The organism is Dermacoccus sp. BD5 (genome assembly GCF_044878485.1).
GTDB lineage: Bacteria > Actinomycetota > Actinomycetes > Actinomycetales > Dermatophilaceae > Dermacoccus > Dermacoccus nishinomiyaensis.
Genome location: NZ_JANJER010000008.1, coordinates 83,369 through 101,424, shown reverse-complemented (window position 1 = coordinate 101,424; position 18,056 = coordinate 83,369). Strand labels below are relative to the sequence as shown.

Here is an 18,056-nt window from a genome sequence, read left to right as displayed (position 1 = left end):
CGCCGCGCTCGCCTAGAGGCCGCGTCGCCGGCCCACGCGCACCTTCCACGGCTGAGGGCCGAAACCCTGCAATGCAGAGTTTCGGCCCTCAACTCGTCTCGTGAGAGCTGCGATCCCGCAGCGCGCGGTCTCGGCTCCGAAGGAATCAGTCGACGTCGATCGGTGACACGGCCACCTTCGGCGCGTCGTCGTGGCGCAGTTCGTGCTCGAGCGCCTCGAGTTCGCTCACGCCGGCCATCTGCGCCGTCAGCTCGTCGAGGCCGATCTCGCGCTTCGACGCATCGAGCGTCACGCGGCCGAGCTTCAGGACGACGAAGTGGTCGCCGACCAGGTAGGCGTGGTGCGGGTTGTGCGTGATGAGCACGACGCCGAGGCCGGCGTCACGCGCCGCCATGATGTATTTCAGAACGACGCCGGATTGCTTGACGCCGAGCGCGGCCGTCGGCTCGTCGAGGATGATGACCTTGGCGCCGAAGTAGATGGCTCGGGCGATGGCGAGACACTGCTTCTGCCCGCCCGAGAGGCCACCGACGGGACGGTCGAGGTCGGGCACCGCGATGCCCATCTTCGTCAGTTCCTCGTCGCAGACGGCCTTCATGCGCTTGATGTCGAGCGCTCCGAACGGGCCCTTCGTCAACTCGTTGCCGAGGAAGAAGTTGCGCCACACCGACTGCAGCGGCGCGAGCGCGAGATCCTGGTACACCGTCGCGATACCGGACGAGAGCGACTGGCGCGGTGACGAGAAGTGGCGCACCTCGCCGTCGACGACCATCTCGCCGCTCGTGTAGTCGTGCAGGCCAGACATGATCTTGATGAGCGTCGACTTGCCGGCACCGTTGTCACCGAGCACGCACGTCACCTCGCCGGGTCGGACGGTGAGGTCGACGCCACGCAGGGCGTCGACGTTGCCGTAGGCCTTGCCGACGTCGACGAGCTGGACGATGGCGGTGTCATCGTGGGAGTTCACGCCCGTGGCGCCCCTCGTCTCGCCCGCACTGTCCGTGCCCGAGGAGGTCGTTTCACGTGAAACATCCACCGCGGGGGACGCGGTGCGCTCGGCCGACGCCGTTCGGGTCTCTTCGGCCGCCTCGCGCCGGGGGGCAGCGTCATCCGGCGTCACCGACTGCGTCGCGCCAGCAGTTTCGCCCGCGCCCGGCGTTCCCGTCGCGCCCGGGCGGCGGCGGCCGCCGTCACCGGTCTTGATGCGGATCATCGGGCGTCCGCCTTTCGCTTGACGTAGGTGTTGAGGAGCACGGCGGCGAGCAGCATGACGCCGAGGAACGCCTTGAACCAGTCGGGGTTCCAGCCGGCGTAGTTGATGCCGAGCTGCGTCATGCCGAACATGAGCGCACCGAAGCTCGCACCGACCGCGGAGCCGTAGCCGCCCGTCAGCAGGCAGCCACCGACGACGGCCGCGATGATGTAGATGAACTCGTTGCCGATGCCCTCACCGGACTGCACCTGGTTGAACGCGAACAGCAGGTGCATGCCCGACAGCCAGGCGCAGAACCCGACGAACATGTAGAGCCCGACGCGCACCTTCCACACGGGCACACCGACGGCGCGGGCCGCTTTCTCGTCGTCGCCGATGGCGAAGATCCAGTTGCCGACCTTGGTGCGCAGCAGCACGAAGGCGGCGATGATCGTCAGGATGATCCAGAACAGCACCGGGATCTTGAGGTTGACCGGCCCGATCTTCATCGAGGCCGCGAAGAATGCGTGCGCGGAGTCGAAACCGGCCATGTCGGAGATGTCGTTGCTTGCGACGCCACCCGTGACGGAGCGCGTCACGCCGAGGTTGACGCCCTGCAGGACGAAGAACGTCGCGAGCGTGATGAGGAAGCTCGGCAATCCGCTGCGGTTGAGCATGAACCCGTTGAGCGCACCGATGGCGAGCGCGATGAGCAGGCTCAACCCGACTGCGGCCCACACGTGGAAGTTGAAGTACCAGGCGAGCAGCGACGCCGACAGCCCCGCCGTCGTCACCGCGACACCGGCCGACAGGTCGAACTCGCCCGCCACCATGAGCAGCGCGACGGGCACGGCCATGATGCCGATCGTCGCGGACTGATAGAGGATCGTGCCGGTGTTCGCCATGTGACGGAACGGCTCGGCGACGAGGAGGAAGAACACGGCGATCGCGAGAACCCCGAACAGGGCACCGATCTCGGGGCGTGACAGGTAGCGCGCGAGGACGTTGCGGTTGCGGACGCGGTCGTCCGCTGAGCTGGCGGGCGCGGGCGTCGCCGGTGACGAACTCGGCTCGCTCGACGTGGCAGGAGTCGACACGCGAGGCTCCCTTTCGAGTGTGCGGGCAGGCGAAGGGGTACCTTCACCGTCCTTCATGGTAGAGGACAGGTGTATCGAACCGATACATTTCCCGACCGCGCCGCGCGGCGCTTGCTCACTGAAGGACGACGAGGACGTCGCCCTCCTGCACGACGTCACCGGGCTGGACCCGGATCTCGACGACGGTGCCCGGCTCCTCGGGGACGACGGGGATCTCCATCTTCATCGACTCGAGCAGGACGAGTTCATCACCGGCCTCGACGCGCTGGCCGACGCTCACCGCGATGGAGTGGACGTTCGCGACGAGGTCGGATGCGATGTGTTGTGTGCCCATGCCAGCATCGTGGCAGAGGCGCGCTGTTACCCGCGCGTTCGCGGCGTCAAGCCGACGAGGCCGTTCGTCGAACCCGTGACGGGATGGGTGAGCGCACGGTGACGGCCCGTCAGTGGACTTGCCGACGGTTGCATCTGCGACGAGGGCGCTGACGGCGAACTGGACGGCGACGGCGACGCCGACTGCTGTGACGTCGAACCCGCCGAGGCTGCGAACATGGGGAACGTCTTGCCCATCCACGTGAAGACGTCGGGGAACGTGCTCTGCCACACGCCGACGCGGTGGCCTGCGTGAGGCAGATCGACCTGGGTGACGTCGTACGCCGTCGCCGCCTTGATGAACGCCTCGCTGGAGGCGCCGGACAGCTTGTCCGCGCCCGAGACGAGCACCCACAGCGACTGCGGGTGCGGGTTCTTCTTGACCTGCGCAATGAGGTCGTAGCGCCCGGGAACCTTGCCCTTGAACGGGTTCCACGTGTCGAACTGCGGCGAGTAGTACCCACCGAGGCTCGCGCCTCCCGCGTACCGGTCGGGGTGCAGGATCGTCGCCATCGACGAGCACCAGCCTCCGGCCGAGACGCCGATCGTCGTCCACGCCTCACGGCTGGCCTGGGCGCGGAAGTTCTTCGTGATGTAGTCGGGCACCATCGACGTCAACCACGTCTCCATGTTGAGGCCGCCGCCGTCGACGCACTCGGTGTCGATGCCACCCGGCATCTCCTGCGGCACGATGATGATGGCGTCGCGCATCGCGCCGCGGCTCACCGCGTCACGCAGCGAGGCGTCGAGGTGGAACACGCGCTGGTAGTCGAGGGTGCCGCCCGGGATGCCGTGGAAGGCCTCGATGACGGGGTACGTCCGCTTCGTGTCGCTCGTATACGACGGCGGCAACCACACCATGACACGGCCGATGTCGTTGCCCTGCATACGAATACCGGGCACGTTGATGTTGATCCACTGCCCCGTCGCGGACGGCTTGAGGTGAAGGCCGGCCTCGTAGCGAGCGCGCTGGGCGGCGTACTTCGAGTCGGCGGCGGCGTCGCTCTCCTGCGCCTGCTGCGCCGCCTCGCTCTTCTGCTCCTGCGTGCGGGCCTGGCCGTGCGTATGCTGCTCGATCGTGGGCGGCGTCCCGGTGACGGCGGCCTGCACGTCCTGCCAGGACGAGTACCACCCGTACTTCGCGTTGAGCGTCACGACGGCGGCGAGCACGAGGACGAACGTGCTCGTCAGCATGCCACCAAGCCGCATCGCAATGTGCTTGAGCGACTTCGTGCCGAACGCATGGCCCCGCAGCGCCACGAACAGCGTGATGAGCAAGCCCAGAATCCAGATCATGACCGCGAACGTCATGCTGTCCGGCTCGATCATCTCCCCGCCCTTCCCGTAGGGCACCTCGCGGTTCGAGGCACCATCGACGGACCCTCCCCAGGCCCAACGCTCAGCGCATCACACTCAGGTGAGTGCCAGCTGTGCCACCGCCGAACCAGAGGTGCACGCGCGATGTGCTGGGAACGAAGAGCCGGGGCCGGGCAGGGCTCAGCGGCGGCCGGACTTGGCGTACTTCTCGACGTCGGCGACGTTCGACTTGTCGATGAACGCGGGCCCGGTGAGCACGGGTTCGCCACCGCCGACGATGTTGCCGTTGTTCTTGCGCAGCCACAGCGAGTCGACCGCGAGGTATCCCTGCAGGTACGGCTGCTGGTCGACCGCCCACTGGATCGTGCCCGCCTTGATCGCGCCGAGCACCTCGTTGCTCGTGTCGAACGTGTAGACCTTGGCGTCCGAGCTCGCGTCCTTGACCGACTTCGTCGCCGCCATCGCGTACGGGCCGCCGAGGCCGAGGACGGCATCGATCGTCTTGTCCTGCTGCAGCTTGCTCGTGATCGCACTCTGCACGCTCGGCATGTCCGTGCCGTTGACGTAGATGTTCTCCGTCGCGTCGAACTTGCTCTTGACGCCCGCACAGCGATCCATGTGGCCGACGTTGCCCTGCTCGTGGATGACGCACAGCACCTTCTTGGCGCCGCCGCTCTTGAGCTTGTCGCCTGCCGCCTCGCCGGCGATCTTCTCGTCCTGGCCGAAGTAGCTCTCGACGCCCATCTTCTTCCAGTCGTCCAGGCCGCCGTTGAGCGCGACGACGGGGATGCCCGCCTTCTTCGCCGCCTCCACGGAGCCCTTCATGGCATCCGGCTTCGCGAGCGTCAGGGCGATGCCGTCGACCTTCTTGTCGACGGCCTGCTGCACGAGGTTCGACTGCTTCGAACCGTCCGGGTCGGAGGTGTACTCGAGCTTGACGTTGTCCTTCGCCGCCGCATCCTCGGCGCCCTTGCGCACGATGTCCCAGAACGTGTCACCCGGGCCCGAGTGCGTGACGAGAGCGACCGTCATCGTCGGAGTGTTCGCGTGACCGGCGTTGTTCGACGCCTCCTCGACCGCCTTGCGCCCACCCGTGGAACTGCACGCGGCGAGCGAGGTGGCGAGCACGGCGACACTCGCCATCGTCAGGGACTTGCGCATGTGGATGATCCTTCTCCGGGGCGCCGACGGCGCGGACGTGACTATCAGCGTCCATTGTGCCCCACCTGATGTCTCGGTTCGATACATCGCGGGTCGGCGGGGTGCCTGTGTCGGCGGTGGGGCGTGGGTGCCCGGTGGGCCAGGGCGCTGTCAGGATGGCGGGTAACTCACGCGTCGGCAGGCAACTGCGCGCCTACCTGTGAGTTACTCGCCACCTCGTGGGGCGAAAGGTGCGGCGTCACGCTCTCGCCGGCACCCACGGGCGTCGAGGAGCGCCCACACGATCCACAGCGCTCCGGCAACGACGTACGTGTTGCCCAAGACCTTCTGGACGAGGCTCCACGACAACTCGGCGTCCTCGTAGTGAGGTGGCCACCACGTCGAGCGCGAGACGAAGACGAACAGCCACACCATGAGGAGCGCACCCGTGGCGACGGCCCAGCCGGGCGCCCGCTCGGCGGCACCGATGCCCCGCGCGTCGCCATGGTCTACGTCATCGGCCGCATGCTCGCCATTTCCCCCGCGCGCACCCCGGAGCTGACGGGCGAGCGCCGCCACGAGCACCAGAGCGGCCGGCCACGCCCAGACCCAGTGATGGCTCCACGAGATCGGCGACATCGCGAGCATCCCGAACGACGCGGCGATCACCGACTCGAGTTCACGACCGCGACGGTGGAGGTAGGAAGCCGCGACGAGCGCCGCCAGACCCGCCAGCGCCTGCGCCACGAGGACGACGGCGTGCGGCAGAGGCTCACCGGCCCACCGCGGCAGCACCCCGGTGAGGGCCTGATTACCGGCGAAGAAGGCCGAACCCACGCGCGACGGATCGCGCACCGCATCCGTCCAGAAGACCGCCGCGCCATGCGGATTGAACAAGAACCCCACCGCGACGGTGGCGGCGAACGTCGCGCACACCGTCGCCGCAGCCCGGAACTGCCGCGTGAACACCAGATAGACGACGAAGAACAGCGGCGTCAGCTTCAACCCCGCAGCCAGACCGACCATGACACCGCGCGCACGATGACGGCCCGTCAGATCGAGCAGACACAACGCCAGCACGATGAGGTTGACCTGCCCGAACGAGAACGTCGCCCACACCGGCTCGAATGCGATCGCCAGCACGCCGACCGGGATGAACCACCACCGCATCCCTCGGCCACGACGCCCGAGGCGGGACGCGGCGGACAGCGCGCGCCGCGTGACGAGCATGAGCGCGGCGCACGACGTCGCCGTCACGAGCGTGGCTGCCACGGGGAACGGCAGGTGCCCGAGCGGCGCCATCACCATCGCGCCGAAGGGCGGGTACGTGAACGGCAACGACGCGACGGGGTACTGCTGGTCGTAGAGGTCGGGCGAGAACGCGTGCCGAGCCCCCAGGAGATAGACGCGCAGATCGATGAGCCACGTGTCCGGATCTTGCGCGGCCAGCTTGTGCAGGATGAACGCGGTGACGGCTGCGATGGCGAGCAGCGCCCCGGCCACAAGCGCGGCCCCGGAGCGCATCCGGGTGCGACGGTCGCTGGAGCTGGCCTCGGCCGGCGGCTCAGAATGCACCGGATCGCGAGCCGGGGGTTCGACCATGGTTCTCGTCATGGGACGTCGACGCGCGCGGCGAGATCGGGGTAGGTGAGCACGAGACCATGATCGTCGACGGTGAGGTCGACGCTGACGTCGCGCGTCGCCGAGCGGTAGTGCACGACCGAGAACACACGCGGGTCGAGCACCGTCATCGCCTCCGTCAGCGCCTGCGGACCCGACGAGTACACCTGCGGCGACGGCATGACGGCGAGATCCGGAAGGCGCACCCACGCCGTCGTGATCGACCGTTCTCCGACGCCGGCAGCGTCGACCCCGAGACGACGGATCGGCATCGTGTTCGTCACCGGGCAGCCGCCGAGGTCAACGTCGACGGCGTCGCTGAGGAGCAGTTCCATGCCGTCCTCCATGCCGAGCGGGGCCAGCCAACCGGGCGCGTCGCCCGACCCGTCACCCTCCCAGCGCCACAGCGAGCGAGCTCCGTCGTCACGGCGCCAGAGGTTGAGGTGGCGTTGCCACACCGGCTCCCGCCAGCCGCCCTCGTCTGCTGTTTCACGTGAAACGTCGTCTGTTTCCGGTGAAACAGGCGCGTAGCCCTCGGCGTCGAGCGTCACGAACTTCGTGCGCCAGAGTGAATCCACGACGAGATCCCACTGCACGCGCCACGTCTCCGTCGACTGCCGGCCGGTCGCGACGAACCCGCCTTCCTCGGCGAAGTCGATCGACGCCACGTCAAGACGCGTCTCGTCGTCGAGGCCCTGCCACGCCACGTCCACTGCCGTCATGGCACCAGCTTGTCAGGCACGCCAGCCGTGACGGCGGCAACACGCCCGCCGCAGTCCACGGCACCCGCCATCGGCCCGCGACGCGCACCCGCGAGAACACGAATGACGCAATGACAACACGAACAGCGCAATGCCCCCGTCAGCCCTGCGACTCGGGCTGCTGCGCCCACCATTCACGCAGCCGCTCGCTCGCGGCGTCCTTGCCGATGACGCCCTCATCGAGGCGCACCGCGAGCAGGTGCTTGTAGGCACGCCCGAGTACCGGCCCGGGCTTGATGCCGAGGACGGCCTGGATCTCGTTGCCGTCGAGCTCGGGCCGCACGGCGGCCAGCTCCTCTTCGGCCTGGAGGCGCTCGATGCGCGCCTCGAGGTCGTCGTAGGTCGCTTGCAGCCGGGCTGCTTTGCGCTTGTTGCGCGTCGTCGAATCCGCTCGCGTCAGCAGGTGCAGGCGCGGCAGCAACGGCCCTGCGTCCGTGACGTAGCGGCGCACGGCCGAGTCGGTCCACTCACCGTTGCCGTAGCCGTGGAAACGCAGGTGCAGCTCGACGAGACGGGAGACGTGCTTGATCGTCTCCTTGTCGAAACGCAGCGCGCGCAACCGCTTGCGCGTCATCTTCGCGCCGACGAGTTCGTGATGGTGGAAGCTCACGCCGCCACCCGGCTCGAAACGTCGCGTGTCGGGCTTGCCGATGTCGTGCAGCAGAGCCGCGAGGCGCAGCACGAGATCCGGCCCCTCGACCTCGGTCGGCGCCTCGACCCCCGGCACCTCGCGCGGTCCCTCGAGCGCCATCGCCTGCTCGAGCACGATGAGTGAGTGCTCGTACACGTCCTTGTGACGGTGGTGCTCGTCGATCTCGAGCGCGAGCGCCGGAAGTTCGGGCAGCACGTGTTCGGCGATGCCCGACTCGACGAGCAGTTCGAGCCCTCGGCGCGGCGTCGGTGACATGAGGAGCTTGACCAGTTCGTCCCGCACGCGCTCGGCCGAGATCATCTCGATCGACGCGGCCATTTCGCGCATCGCCCTGAACGCTTCGGGCGCGACGTCGAACCCGAGCTGCGACGAGAAACGTGCCGCGCGCATCATGCGCAGTGGGTCGTCGCCGAACGAGACCTCCGGGTCGGTCGGGGTGCGCAGCACACCTGCAGCCAGGTCGGCGAGACCGCCGTACGGGTCGACGAACGTCAGGTCGGGCAGGCGCAGCGCCATCGCGTTGACGGTGAAGTCGCGGCGGACGAGATCGTCGTCGAGCGAGTCACCGAACTCGACCACCGGCTTGCGCGTCTCACGGTCGTAGGCGTCAGCGCGGTAGGTCGTGATCTCGACCTGGACGCCACCCTTGCGCACCCCGATCGTGCCGAACGCGCGGCCCAGATCCCACGTCGCGTCGGCCCATCCGGCGACGATGCGCTCGGTGTCATCGGGGCGGGCGGACGTCGTGAAGTCCAGATCCGGCGAGGTGCGGGAGAGGAAGGCGTCGCGCACCGGCCCACCGACGAGAGCGATCTCGTGCCCGGCCCCGGCGAACAGCTCACCGAGCTGCCGCAGCAGCGGCATGACCGGTTCGAGATGCGCGATCGCTGTCCCGAGCATCCTCGCCCCCGACGCCGGAGGCGCCGCGGTCGTGCCCGTCCGGGCGTCCTGCTGGGTGGAGGTGGAGGTGTGCGTCACTGGTCAAGGGTATCGAGTCGCCCACCTCCGGCCGCACCCCCGTTGCGCTGCCGCGTGATGGCTGCCGCCACGCCTGAGTGGTAGCCGTCGCCTCGCGGCCAGCGCCTCTTCGCAACGGGCTTCCTCAAATGGAGTCGCTGCGATGAACAACGCGGGCGATCGTCGCCCCCCGTCGCCATGTTCCACGTGAAACATCGCCTCGTCCTCGCACGACGTCGGTCGCATCCACGCCAGCATCGAATCGACGGTCCCCCCATGAGCACCTCAGCAGACGTGCCGCCGTTCCTACCCGCTCGGCGCATCCGCGCGGTCGCTGCCGCCTACGGTGCGGTCTCGGGGCGGTGGCCGGCCTCGCGCTGACCCTGATGAACGGTGCGCAGCACCTCATCTGGCACGGGCCCAGAGCCCCGTACGATCTGCCGCCACCATCTGGCTCAGCGGTGTCATCATCGTGCCGCTGCGGCGCAAGGATGACCACCTCGACACCCTCGACTCCCTCATCACCGACTCCGAGGATCCCGTCGCCGTGCGCTGGCGGCGCACGCTTCACCTGTGCGCCCTCGGTGTCGCGGCCGTCGCCGGCTTCCTCGGCTGCGTCGTCATCCATCAGGCCACCAGCGGTGAGCACGTCGCCCTCGGTCTGCCGACCGTCGGCGGCGGTCAGGAACAGATGCTGTGGGCCTTCGTTCCCGCAGCCGCGGGCGCTGCGATCGCCGCGCTCTTCAACGCCGGACAGCCGCTGCTGGGCAGATGGCTCGATGCGGTGCCGGCACCGTCATGGGTGCAGGCCATGCTCGCCACGATGGCCGTCGCCCTCCTCGCGGCCTTCCTCCCGCAGGCCCGATTCTCCGGACACGAGCAGATGCCGGAGATCGCCGCCTTCATCCACGACGGCGCATGGGTGACGCTCGCGGCGCTGGCCTGCGCAAGCCCCTCGCCGCGCTGCTGTTGTGCGCCCTCGGCGCCGGCACCGGCGCCCTGATCCCGCTCATGGTCGCGACGCTCGTCGGCGCCGTCATCGCTCGTCTGTTGCCGGAGCGCGAGCAACACTGACGGGGCACCCCCAGGCCGCCCACGAACGGCCGCGACGGACGTCAAGACCGGGCGCCGGCGAGTTTTCCGCATCATGCCGGGGCCTGCGGGCGAGCGCGGGCGCAAACGCCGAACCCTCTCGTTAAGGTATGAGAATGACCGTCTCCTCGCACCGCGTGCACCGGGCTGCGCGCCTTGCGACGCTCGAGGAGATCTCTGCGGGCGGCGTCGTCGTCGACGTTCGCGACCACCAGGCCTACCTCGCTCTCATCGCGCGCCACAATCGCGCCGGACGCGTCGAGTGGTGCCTGCCGAAGGGCCACATCGAAGCCGGTGAGACGCTCGTCCAGACCGCGGAACGCGAGGTGGAGGAGGAGACCGGCATCAAGGGCCGCGCCCTCGTGACGCTCGGCGTCATCGACTACTGGTTCTCCGTGCCCGGCTACCGCATCCACAAGATGGTGCACCACTACCTGCTCGAAGCCGTCGGAGGCGAGATCAGCATCGAGAAGGACCCGGACCACGAAGCCATCGACGCGCAGTGGTTCCGCCTCGACCGCGCCCACGAACACCTGACGTTCCCCAACGAACGCCGCATCGCCGCGACGGCGTGGGCCCGCCTGACCGGTCATTGAGTCGATGACGAGACGAGCCCACCTCGCTGCGTTCTCGGGCCTGCTCGCCACCTGCCTGGCAAGCGGCCCGCCATGCTTGACGAGCACTGCCGCAGCGTCGACGGTGGCGAACGCATCGTCCGTGGCCGGCATGTCGGCCCATGCCGCGAGCACCTCGCGCGCCGCGACGAAGAGTTCGGCGCAGAGCGGTCCGATCGCTGTGTCGCTGACGGGCTCGACACCCCCCACCCTGAAGAGCGGTGACTCGCTCTCGCTCAGCGTGCAGGTGCGCAACACGGGCTCGACGCCGCTGACGAACGCAACCACCCGCATCAGCGTCGCCAAGCGTGCGCTCGACACGTTGGAGGTGCAGTCACGCTGGAGCGCCGGCGAGGTCGCGATGACCAACCCCGTCACGGCGACGACGAACGTCGAGACGCTTGCACCGGGCGCGAGCACCAACGTCACCGTGACGATCCCGGCGAACCAGCTCGACGTCAGCTTCTCGATGGCGACGATGCCGCTGCAGGTCGATGTCACCGGAGGCGGCTCCACCGCGACGATCCGCAGCTTCGTGACGACGCAGGCCGATTCGATGAAGTTCACGCCGATGTCGACGTCCGTCGTCATTCCCATCACGCTTCCGGCCGACCCGAAGCTGTTCACCGCGAGCGGTCGCGAGCGCTTCGACGCGTGGAACAAGGCCATCGGGCCGGGCTCGGACATCCAGCGTCTCCTCGCCTCGAACCCGGGTGCCCCCGTCACGTGGATGATCGACCCGGCGGTGCTCGATCCCGCTGCGGCACAGGACGGTTCGCTCCCGACGGAGGCTGCCGCGGACCGGGCGACGACGTCGACGCCCAGTTCGTCGAGCTCCGCGTCGGCCTCGCCCGGTGACACGGGTTCCGCCGGCAGCACGCCGTCCTCGTCCTCCGCGTCGTCGACGGCGAGCGCCGGTAGTGCCTCGCCCAGCAACACCGCACCGAGCGGGGCATCGACCTCGTCGACCTCGTCGAGGGACGCGTCCTCGTCGTCAAGCAGTTCCTCTTCGAGCAGCTCGTCCTCGCAGGATCCTGCTCCGGCGACGACCGTCGAGGCACTCGCGGCCGGCCTCGTCGCGACGTTGAAGGACCGTCCGAGCGATCAGCAGGTCGTGTTCACGCCGTACGGCGACCCCGATCTGTCGTCTTTGACGGCGGACGATCGGCCCCCGGGCAGCGACGCCGTGCTGCGGCGCGCACTCGCCCGTCCACTGTCGCCGGCGTTGAAGGAACTGTCGACGACGGTGGTCGCCGCGCCGGCTGCGCCGCTCAGCGTGTCGGCGACGAACCGGTTGTCGCAGGTGTGGTCGTCGGTGCTCGGCGGCAAGCCCCTCATCATCACGCCCAACGTCACGCTCGACGGCTCCGACTTCATCTCGGCCTCATCGGCGGCGCGGCGCAGCACGTCTGGCATCCCGATGATCGGGTACACGAGCGCCCTCAGCGCGCCGCTGAGCTCGGACGGCGCCGACAGCGACGTCGAGGCCGGGTTGCGCGAACAGGCCGCGGGTCTCGCTCTCTACCAGCAGTTTCCGTCGGCCGACCGCAGCCTCATGGTCATGGGCGATCGCCTCGGCACGACGTCGCCGTCGCGTCTGGCGCAGGTGCTGTCGGCCATCGACACGGCGCCGTGGATGACGACGAGCGCCCTCGACGTCTCGAGCAGACGCTCGGCGGGCACCGTGGCCAAGCTGTCGACCGAGGCACCTGCCTCGGACGGCGTCTGGCCCCGGCCCAGCACGCAGGCCTTCGATGCACGCGACCTGCAACGCGCATCGCGCACCCTCGCGTCGCTGACGCAGGTGGCGGGCGCGGTCGTCGACGGTGACGACATCGTGCCGGCGTGGAGCCGCAATCTCGATCAGCTGACGAGCACCCGCTGGCGCGGCACCTCGCCGGACGTCGACGAGCTCGTCCAGCATGCCTCCGCCGCCGTGTCGACGATCCCCGAGCACGTCAGCGTCGTCCCGGCGCGCATCAACTTCTTCTCCGACTCGGGCACGATCAGCGTGACGGTGAAGAACGACCTGGCACGCGACGTCAAGGACGTCAGTCTGACGCTCACGCCACGCACGTACGCGGTGCAGTTCCGCTCGCAACCGGAGCCCGTGACGATCAAGGCGAAGGGCCAGACGACGGTGCGCGTCCCCCTCGCCGCGCAGGCTGCGAGCCTCGTCGACGTCGATGCGAGCCTGACGGCCGCGAACGGCGTCGCGCTCGGCCCGGACACGTCTGACACGTCCCCGTTGCGCATCAACGCGCGCCCGACGGGTACGTGGATCTTCTGGGTGCTCGGTATCGTGGCGTTGCTCGTCTTCTGCTACGGCCTCGTGCGCGGCAGGAAGGCGGGAACCCGCCGACGCGATGAGCTCGCGCGGGACATCCAGCTGGAGGAGTAGCCGATGTCGAACGCCGAACCTGATCCGTCGCGCCCGAACGGCGCGGCGTCCGGATCGCTCGGCGCGATGTACGAGACGGCGGTACGGCACACCATCGCGATGCCGAACGTCGCGGGTACGAGCATCGGTTCGGCCTACGAGTCGTGGTTCGAGGCCGACCAGGAGGCGCAGTGGTTGCGCAACCTCGAGTCCACGCGCAGCCACGCGAGCAGCGACCACACGCAGGTCATCGACCTCGGCGAGGTCGACGCCTACCGCGAGCGCCGCGAGGCCGAGGACGCCTGGAACCTCGAGGCTGACGACGCCTTGGCCGTCTCCGGCAGACCCGGCGCCCAGCGAGGCTCGGGCGCCTCTCGTGTTTCACGTGAAACACGAGGCGCGCGGACGGCCGCCATCCCGACGACGGGGGCCGCAGGCCCGGCGACCGACGCCGTCGAGACGCCCGCCGACGGCCCCCAGACCGCAGCAGCGAAGTCCTCGGGAACAGGCGGGGTTCTGCGCAACAGCGCCATCATGGCGGCCGGCACGCTCGTCTCACGCATGCTGGGCCTGCTCCGTTCCGTGCTGACGGTCTGGGCCCTCGGCTCGACGACGGGCATCGCCAACACGTGGGCGACGGCCAACAGCCTGCCCAACATCATCTACCTGCTCCTGGCCGGCGGTGTCATCAACGCCGTTCTCGTCCCGCAGATCACGCGCGCGCTCGAGCACTCCGACGGCGGCAAGGCCTACACGGACCGCATCGTCACGCTCACGCTGACGATCCTGCTCGGCGTCACCGTCATCGGCATGGCCCTCGCCCCGTGGGTCTACCAGATCTACGACCACAAGAACGTCACGGGCGACAAGCTCCACGTCGCCACGGCGTTCACGCTCATCTGCCTTCCGCAGATCTTCTTCTACGGCGTCTACACGATCCTCGGTCAGGTGCTCAACGCGCGCGGACGCTTCGGGGCGTTCATGTGGAGCCCCGCGCTGGCGAACGTCGTCATCATCCTGGGGCTCGTCTGGTTCATCGCGGCGTACCCGCACGGTCAGAACGGGGTTCCGCCGTACTCGGGGTGGACCACGGAGATGATCCTCGTCCTCGCGTTGCCCGCGACGCTCGCGATCGTCGCTCAGGCCCTGGTGCTCGTCCCCGTGCTCAAGCGTGCAGGGTACTCGTTCACCCCGAACTTCAAGTTCCGGGGCGTGGGTCTGCGCAGCGCTTCGACGATGGCCGGCTGGGCGTTCGCGGCCGTCATCGTCCAGCAGCTGGGCCTCATCGTCACGTCCCGGCTGCTCAACTCCCAGCCTGACGGTGAACCCGGAAAGGGAGCGCAGGATCAGGCGTTCCTGCTGTTCACCCTCCCGCACTCCCTCATCACCGTCAGCCTGGTCACCGCGCTGTTCACGCGGATGTCCATCGCCGCCGGCCGCAACGAGACGGACAAGGTGAAGGACGACATGACGACAGGTATCCGTCTGTCGGGCCTTGCGTCGGTCATGCTGACGTTCGGCTGTTTCGCGCTCGTCTTCCCGCTCGTGTCGGCCATGTTCGGCGCGGATCCGGACACCCGGTGGGCCATCGGCTCGATGGCCATCGCCATGCTCGTCGGCCTCGTGCCCTACTCGCTGTGCCTCGTCATCCAGCGCGTCTTCTACGCCTACAACGACGCGAAGACCCCGTTCTGGATGCAGATCATCTGCACGGGGATCGCCGTCGGACTGACCGTGCCCTGGTTCTTCCTGCAGGACACGACCATCCTCGGTCACCCCGGCGCCCACTGGGTCGGCGTCGGCGTCGGTCTCGCGCAGACGATCTCCAACGTCGTCCAGGCCGCGGTGGGTTTCGTCCTGCTGAGGCGCCGCTTCGGCGCCGTCGACCTGTCGGAGACGGTGCGCACCTACGTCCGTCTGGCGATCGCCGCGATCATCGCCACCGGCGTCACGTTGCTCGTCAGTTTCCTCATCCACCAGGTCGCGCCCGTCACGCGTGTCGAGAGCCTCGTCGAACTGCTCATCATCGGCCCGCTGTTCCTCGCCGTGTACTTCCTCGTCGCGAGCCGCCTGCGCGTGCAGGAGATCAACAGCCTGCTCGGCCCGATCACCCGTCGTCTGCGTCGAGGCTGACGTCCCCTCGCGGTCGTGACGCGTCATCGTCACGGCCGTTCGCGGCGATGCCCCCAGACCTCGCCGCGCCGAAGGTGCGCCGTAGCGCGTGGTTGCCCGGCGGGCTGCTTAGGATGAACCGAGCCCGGCGTCTCAGCGACGCGCGGGCCGTGGTTCACCGACGCGACGAGGAGTGCGAGTGCAGGGCATCACGAAGGGCACGGTGCTGGGCAACCGGTACGAGCTGACGTCCGAGATCTCGGACGCCCCCGGTCTCGCACGCTGGATCGCGCGTGACGAGAAACTCGGGCGTGACGTCGCCATCACCGTCGTCGGGTCGCGTTCGGCGCACGCCGACGCGGCGCTCGACAGTGCCCGCCGCGCCGCGGGCGTCGAGGACCCGCGCCTCGTGCGCGTGCTCGACGCGGGGCGCGACGACGAGTTCGCGTACATCGTCGAGGAGCCGCACACGGGCGCCTACAGCCTCGCCGACCTCGCACGCTTCGAACCGATGCATCCCGAGGAGGCGCGTCGCATCGTCGGTGAGACGGCGAGCGCCCTCGAGGCCGCGCGTCAGCGCGGCCTGCACCACCTCATCCTGACGCCGCGTCACGTCCTACGCCTCGCCGACGGTTCCATCGCCGTCACCCAGGTCGCCGTCGGTGGCTCTCTCGCCGGGCGTGACGACGTCTCCAGCTCCGAGGCGACCGCCATCGACACGCGTGCGCTCGTGGATCTGCTCTACACGGCCTTGACGGGCACGTGGCCGGGCGACCCGCAGGACATCGAGGGCCTCAAGGGCATCGAACTCGCGCAGCGTCGCGCCGACGGGCAGATCGCGACACCCGCCGAGATCGTCGACGGCGTGCCGAGTGATCTCGACGCGATGTGCCGCCAGGTCCTCAACACCGGTGACGGCCCGCGCACGCCGGGCGAGGTCGCGCGTCAGCTCGCGCCGTGGTCGGCGCAGATCATCACGGCTCCGGGTCGTGGGCGACGCAGCGTCGAAACCGATGACGACACCGCTGACGAGCCCGAGTCGACGTTCGTCGTCCGCCGGGCCGACGAGCGCGCGGGTTCCGGCGACGGTGCAGGCAAGCGCTCGGCCGTCGGAGCCGTCGGTGCTGCGGCCCTCGCAGCGGCAGGTTCGAGCAAGGGTGGCTCGGACAAGAGCGCCTCCGGCAAGGCCGGTGCGACGAGCAGCGGCGTGAGCACCGTCAAGAAGAGCGGCACCAAGAACGGTTCGTCCTCCACCGACGACGTGCGCGGCGACGACGCCACCGACCCCGGCGCGAAGCCCGCGGTGGCTCTTCCGCGCAAGCCCGCCCCGCGTCGTGTCAACGAACCCGACCCCGCCGACGCGACGATGGTGGGCCGCCCCGTCGCATTCGACGCGGACGAGACCACGCAGTTCAACCTCGACGACGAGGACGCCGCGTACGCCCGCACCTCCTACGACCCGTCGTTCGAGGAGCTCGAGCCCCCGGTACCGGGGTTCAACGGCGGCACCGACGACCCTGACCCGGCGAGCAGCAAGCTCGCCCTCGTCCTCGTCGGCCTCATCGTGCTCGGTGCGCTCGTGCTCGCCATCTTCGGGCTCCAGGGCATCGCCGGCAGCTCTGACAAGCCGGACGCCGCCGCGAAGCCCAGCACGACCGCCTCGTCGCCGAAGGGTTCGAGTGCGCCGTCCTCTGCCTCGAGCGCTGCCCCGGCAGGCACCCCCGTCCAAGCCGCCGCAGCCACGCTCGTGAACGCGCAAGGAGCGCGCCAATCCGGCTCGCTGGCCGCGGCCAACGCCATCGACGGCAACCCCGACACGGTGTGGATGAGCCTGCGCTACCGTCGCGCCTCCTGGGGCGGTGACCCCGACATGGGTGGCGTCAGCATCGACCTGGGTTCGCAGACAGCCGTCAAGACCATCAAGGTGACGCCCGGCAAGCGCACGCCGCTGACCGCCGACGTCTACGTCAGCGACACCCCCGGCAAGACGGGCACGAAGGTCGGCTCGATTTCGAGCGCGACGAGTGAGCAGACGATCTCGACGAACGCGTCGGGCCGCTATGTCACTGTCTTCATCCCGACTCAGACGAAGCCCGCCGGCCAGTCGTACTACGAGTCGTCGATCGCCGAGGTCACGGTCTCGAAGTGAACGGATCAGTGCTTCGGGACAGCACCGACGAAGAACTCGTCCAGGCTCATCGTGAGGGCGACCCGGACGCGTTCGGCGTGCTGTTCGAGCGCTACAAGGACAGGATGTGGGCGGTCGCCCTGCGCACGACCCGCGACCCGGAGCTCGCCGCGGACGCCGTGCAGGAGGGTTTCCTCGCCGCGTTCAGACGCCTCGAGTCGTTCCGCGGTGATGCGAAGTTCTCGACATGGCTGCACCGCGTCGTCGTCAACTCCGCACTCGACCGGCTGCGCCGACTGAAGCCGACGCAGGAGTGGCCCGAGTACGACATCGCCGACACGCGGGACGCGCATGCGCAGACCGACGTCCGCCTCGACGTCCGTCAGGCCCTTGCGCAGCTGCCCGAGGGGCAGCGCCTGTGCCTCGTCCTCGTCGACATGGAGGGTCTCAGCGTCACCGAGGCCGCGACGCACCTCGGCATCGCCGAGGGCACCGTGAAGTCGCGGTGTGCGCGGGGGCGCACTGCCCTCGCGGGCATGCTCGCGGATCGATGACGCCGAGGCGTCATCCCGAAGACGTGGCTCACGTCACGGAACCACCGTGCCCGCCTGCGCGTCAGACA

14 protein-coding genes are annotated in these 18,056 nt (G+C 69.0%); 6 read left to right on the top strand and 8 right to left on the bottom strand.

Features of this window, described 5'->3' with window-relative positions:
* Positions 1 to 145: 145 nt before the first annotated feature.
* The 8 genes from NQ706_RS07955 to NQ706_RS07920 all read right to left on the bottom strand — a co-directional run bounded on the left by NQ706_RS07955 (position 146) and on the right by NQ706_RS07920 (position 9,051).
* Positions 146 to 1,213 carry an ATP-binding cassette domain-containing protein gene (locus NQ706_RS07955; RefSeq protein WP_081873515.1) on the bottom strand — a complete coding sequence of 356 codons (1,068 nt, stop codon included), beginning with the start codon at positions 1,211 to 1,213 and terminating at the stop codon, positions 146 to 148.
* Entirely contained in the window at positions 1,210 to 2,289 is a 1,080-nt protein-coding gene (locus NQ706_RS07950; protein ID WP_038566229.1) for an ABC transporter permease, read from the bottom strand. Before NQ706_RS07950 ends, NQ706_RS07955 begins: the two co-directional genes overlap by 4 nt.
* A gap of 115 nt (positions 2,290 to 2,404) precedes the next feature.
* A complete protein-coding gene (locus tag NQ706_RS07945) occupies positions 2,405 to 2,623 on the bottom strand; it encodes a biotin/lipoyl-binding carrier protein (protein ID WP_006944789.1) in 219 nt (72 codons plus the stop codon).
* Between the two features lie 26 nt (positions 2,624 to 2,649).
* Entirely contained in the window at positions 2,650 to 3,957 is a 1,308-nt protein-coding gene (locus NQ706_RS07940; RefSeq protein WP_150112679.1) for an esterase family protein, read from the bottom strand.
* Positions 3,958 to 4,158: 201 nt separating this feature from the next.
* A complete protein-coding gene (locus tag NQ706_RS07935) occupies positions 4,159 to 5,139 on the bottom strand; it encodes a sugar ABC transporter substrate-binding protein (protein WP_200874223.1) in 981 nt (326 codons plus the stop codon).
* A gap of 204 nt (positions 5,140 to 5,343) precedes the next feature.
* Entirely contained in the window at positions 5,344 to 6,693 is a 1,350-nt protein-coding gene (locus NQ706_RS07930) for a glycosyltransferase 87 family protein (protein WP_404360704.1), read from the bottom strand.
* Between the two features lie 35 nt (positions 6,694 to 6,728).
* Complete coding sequence (locus tag NQ706_RS07925) at positions 6,729 to 7,460, bottom strand: putative glycolipid-binding domain-containing protein (protein WP_081873517.1); 732 nt, start codon at positions 7,458 to 7,460, stop codon at positions 6,729 to 6,731.
* Positions 7,461 to 7,599: 139 nt separating this feature from the next.
* Positions 7,600 to 9,051 carry a CCA tRNA nucleotidyltransferase gene (locus tag NQ706_RS07920; protein WP_038566235.1) on the bottom strand — a complete coding sequence of 484 codons (1,452 nt, stop codon included), beginning with the start codon at positions 9,049 to 9,051 and terminating at the stop codon, positions 7,600 to 7,602.
* A gap of 529 nt (positions 9,052 to 9,580) precedes the next feature.
* Between NQ706_RS07920 and NQ706_RS07915 the strand changes: the two genes are divergently transcribed.
* The 6 genes from NQ706_RS07915 (at position 9,581) to sigM (ending at position 17,988) form a co-directional block, all read left to right on the top strand.
* Entirely contained in the window at positions 9,581 to 10,111 is a 531-nt protein-coding gene (locus NQ706_RS07915) for a hypothetical protein (protein ID WP_038566238.1), read from the top strand.
* A 205-nt stretch (positions 10,112 to 10,316) separates the two neighbouring features.
* Positions 10,317 to 10,796, top strand: a complete 480-nt coding sequence (locus NQ706_RS07910) for an NUDIX hydrolase (protein WP_006944822.1) — start codon at positions 10,317 to 10,319, stop codon at positions 10,794 to 10,796.
* A gap of 4 nt (positions 10,797 to 10,800) precedes the next feature.
* Complete coding sequence (locus NQ706_RS07905) at positions 10,801 to 13,215, top strand: DUF6049 family protein (RefSeq protein ID WP_150112680.1); 2,415 nt, start codon at positions 10,801 to 10,803, stop codon at positions 13,213 to 13,215.
* A gap of 3 nt (positions 13,216 to 13,218) precedes the next feature.
* Entirely contained in the window at positions 13,219 to 15,327 is a 2,109-nt protein-coding gene (gene murJ, locus NQ706_RS07900) for a murein biosynthesis integral membrane protein MurJ (RefSeq protein WP_051805419.1), read from the top strand.
* Between the two features lie 178 nt (positions 15,328 to 15,505).
* A complete protein-coding gene (locus tag NQ706_RS07895) occupies positions 15,506 to 17,455 on the top strand; it encodes a protein kinase family protein (protein ID WP_038566244.1) in 1,950 nt (649 codons plus the stop codon).
* Positions 17,452 to 17,988, top strand: a complete 537-nt coding sequence (gene sigM / locus NQ706_RS07890) for an RNA polymerase sigma factor SigM (RefSeq protein ID WP_235181973.1) — start codon at positions 17,452 to 17,454, stop codon at positions 17,986 to 17,988. The genes NQ706_RS07895 and sigM overlap by 4 nt, the downstream gene beginning before the upstream one ends.
* The last annotated feature ends 68 nt before the right edge of the window (positions 17,989 to 18,056 follow it).

Coding starts and splice junctions, on each gene's coding strand:
- NQ706_RS07955 (WP_081873515.1), bottom strand. CDS start 1,213: ATGATCCGCATCAAGACCGGTGACGGCGGCCGCCGCCGCCCGGGCGCG.
- NQ706_RS07945 (WP_006944789.1), bottom strand. CDS start 2,623: ATGGGCACACAACACATCGCATCCGACCTCGTCGCGAACGTCCACTCC.
- NQ706_RS07940 (WP_150112679.1), bottom strand. CDS start 3,957: ATGATCTGGATTCTGGGCTTGCTCATCACGCTGTTCGTGGCGCTGCGG.
- NQ706_RS07935 (WP_200874223.1), bottom strand. CDS start 5,139: ATGCGCAAGTCCCTGACGATGGCGAGTGTCGCCGTGCTCGCCACCTCG.
- NQ706_RS07925 (WP_081873517.1), bottom strand. CDS start 7,460: ATGACGGCAGTGGACGTGGCGTGGCAGGGCCTCGACGACGAGACGCGT.
- NQ706_RS07920 (WP_038566235.1), bottom strand. CDS start 9,051: ATGCTCGGGACAGCGATCGCGCATCTCGAACCGGTCATGCCGCTGCTG.
- NQ706_RS07910 (WP_006944822.1), top strand. CDS start 10,317: ATGACCGTCTCCTCGCACCGCGTGCACCGGGCTGCGCGCCTTGCGACG.
- NQ706_RS07905 (WP_150112680.1), top strand. CDS start 10,801: ATGACGAGACGAGCCCACCTCGCTGCGTTCTCGGGCCTGCTCGCCACC.
- murJ (WP_051805419.1), top strand. CDS start 13,219: ATGTCGAACGCCGAACCTGATCCGTCGCGCCCGAACGGCGCGGCGTCC.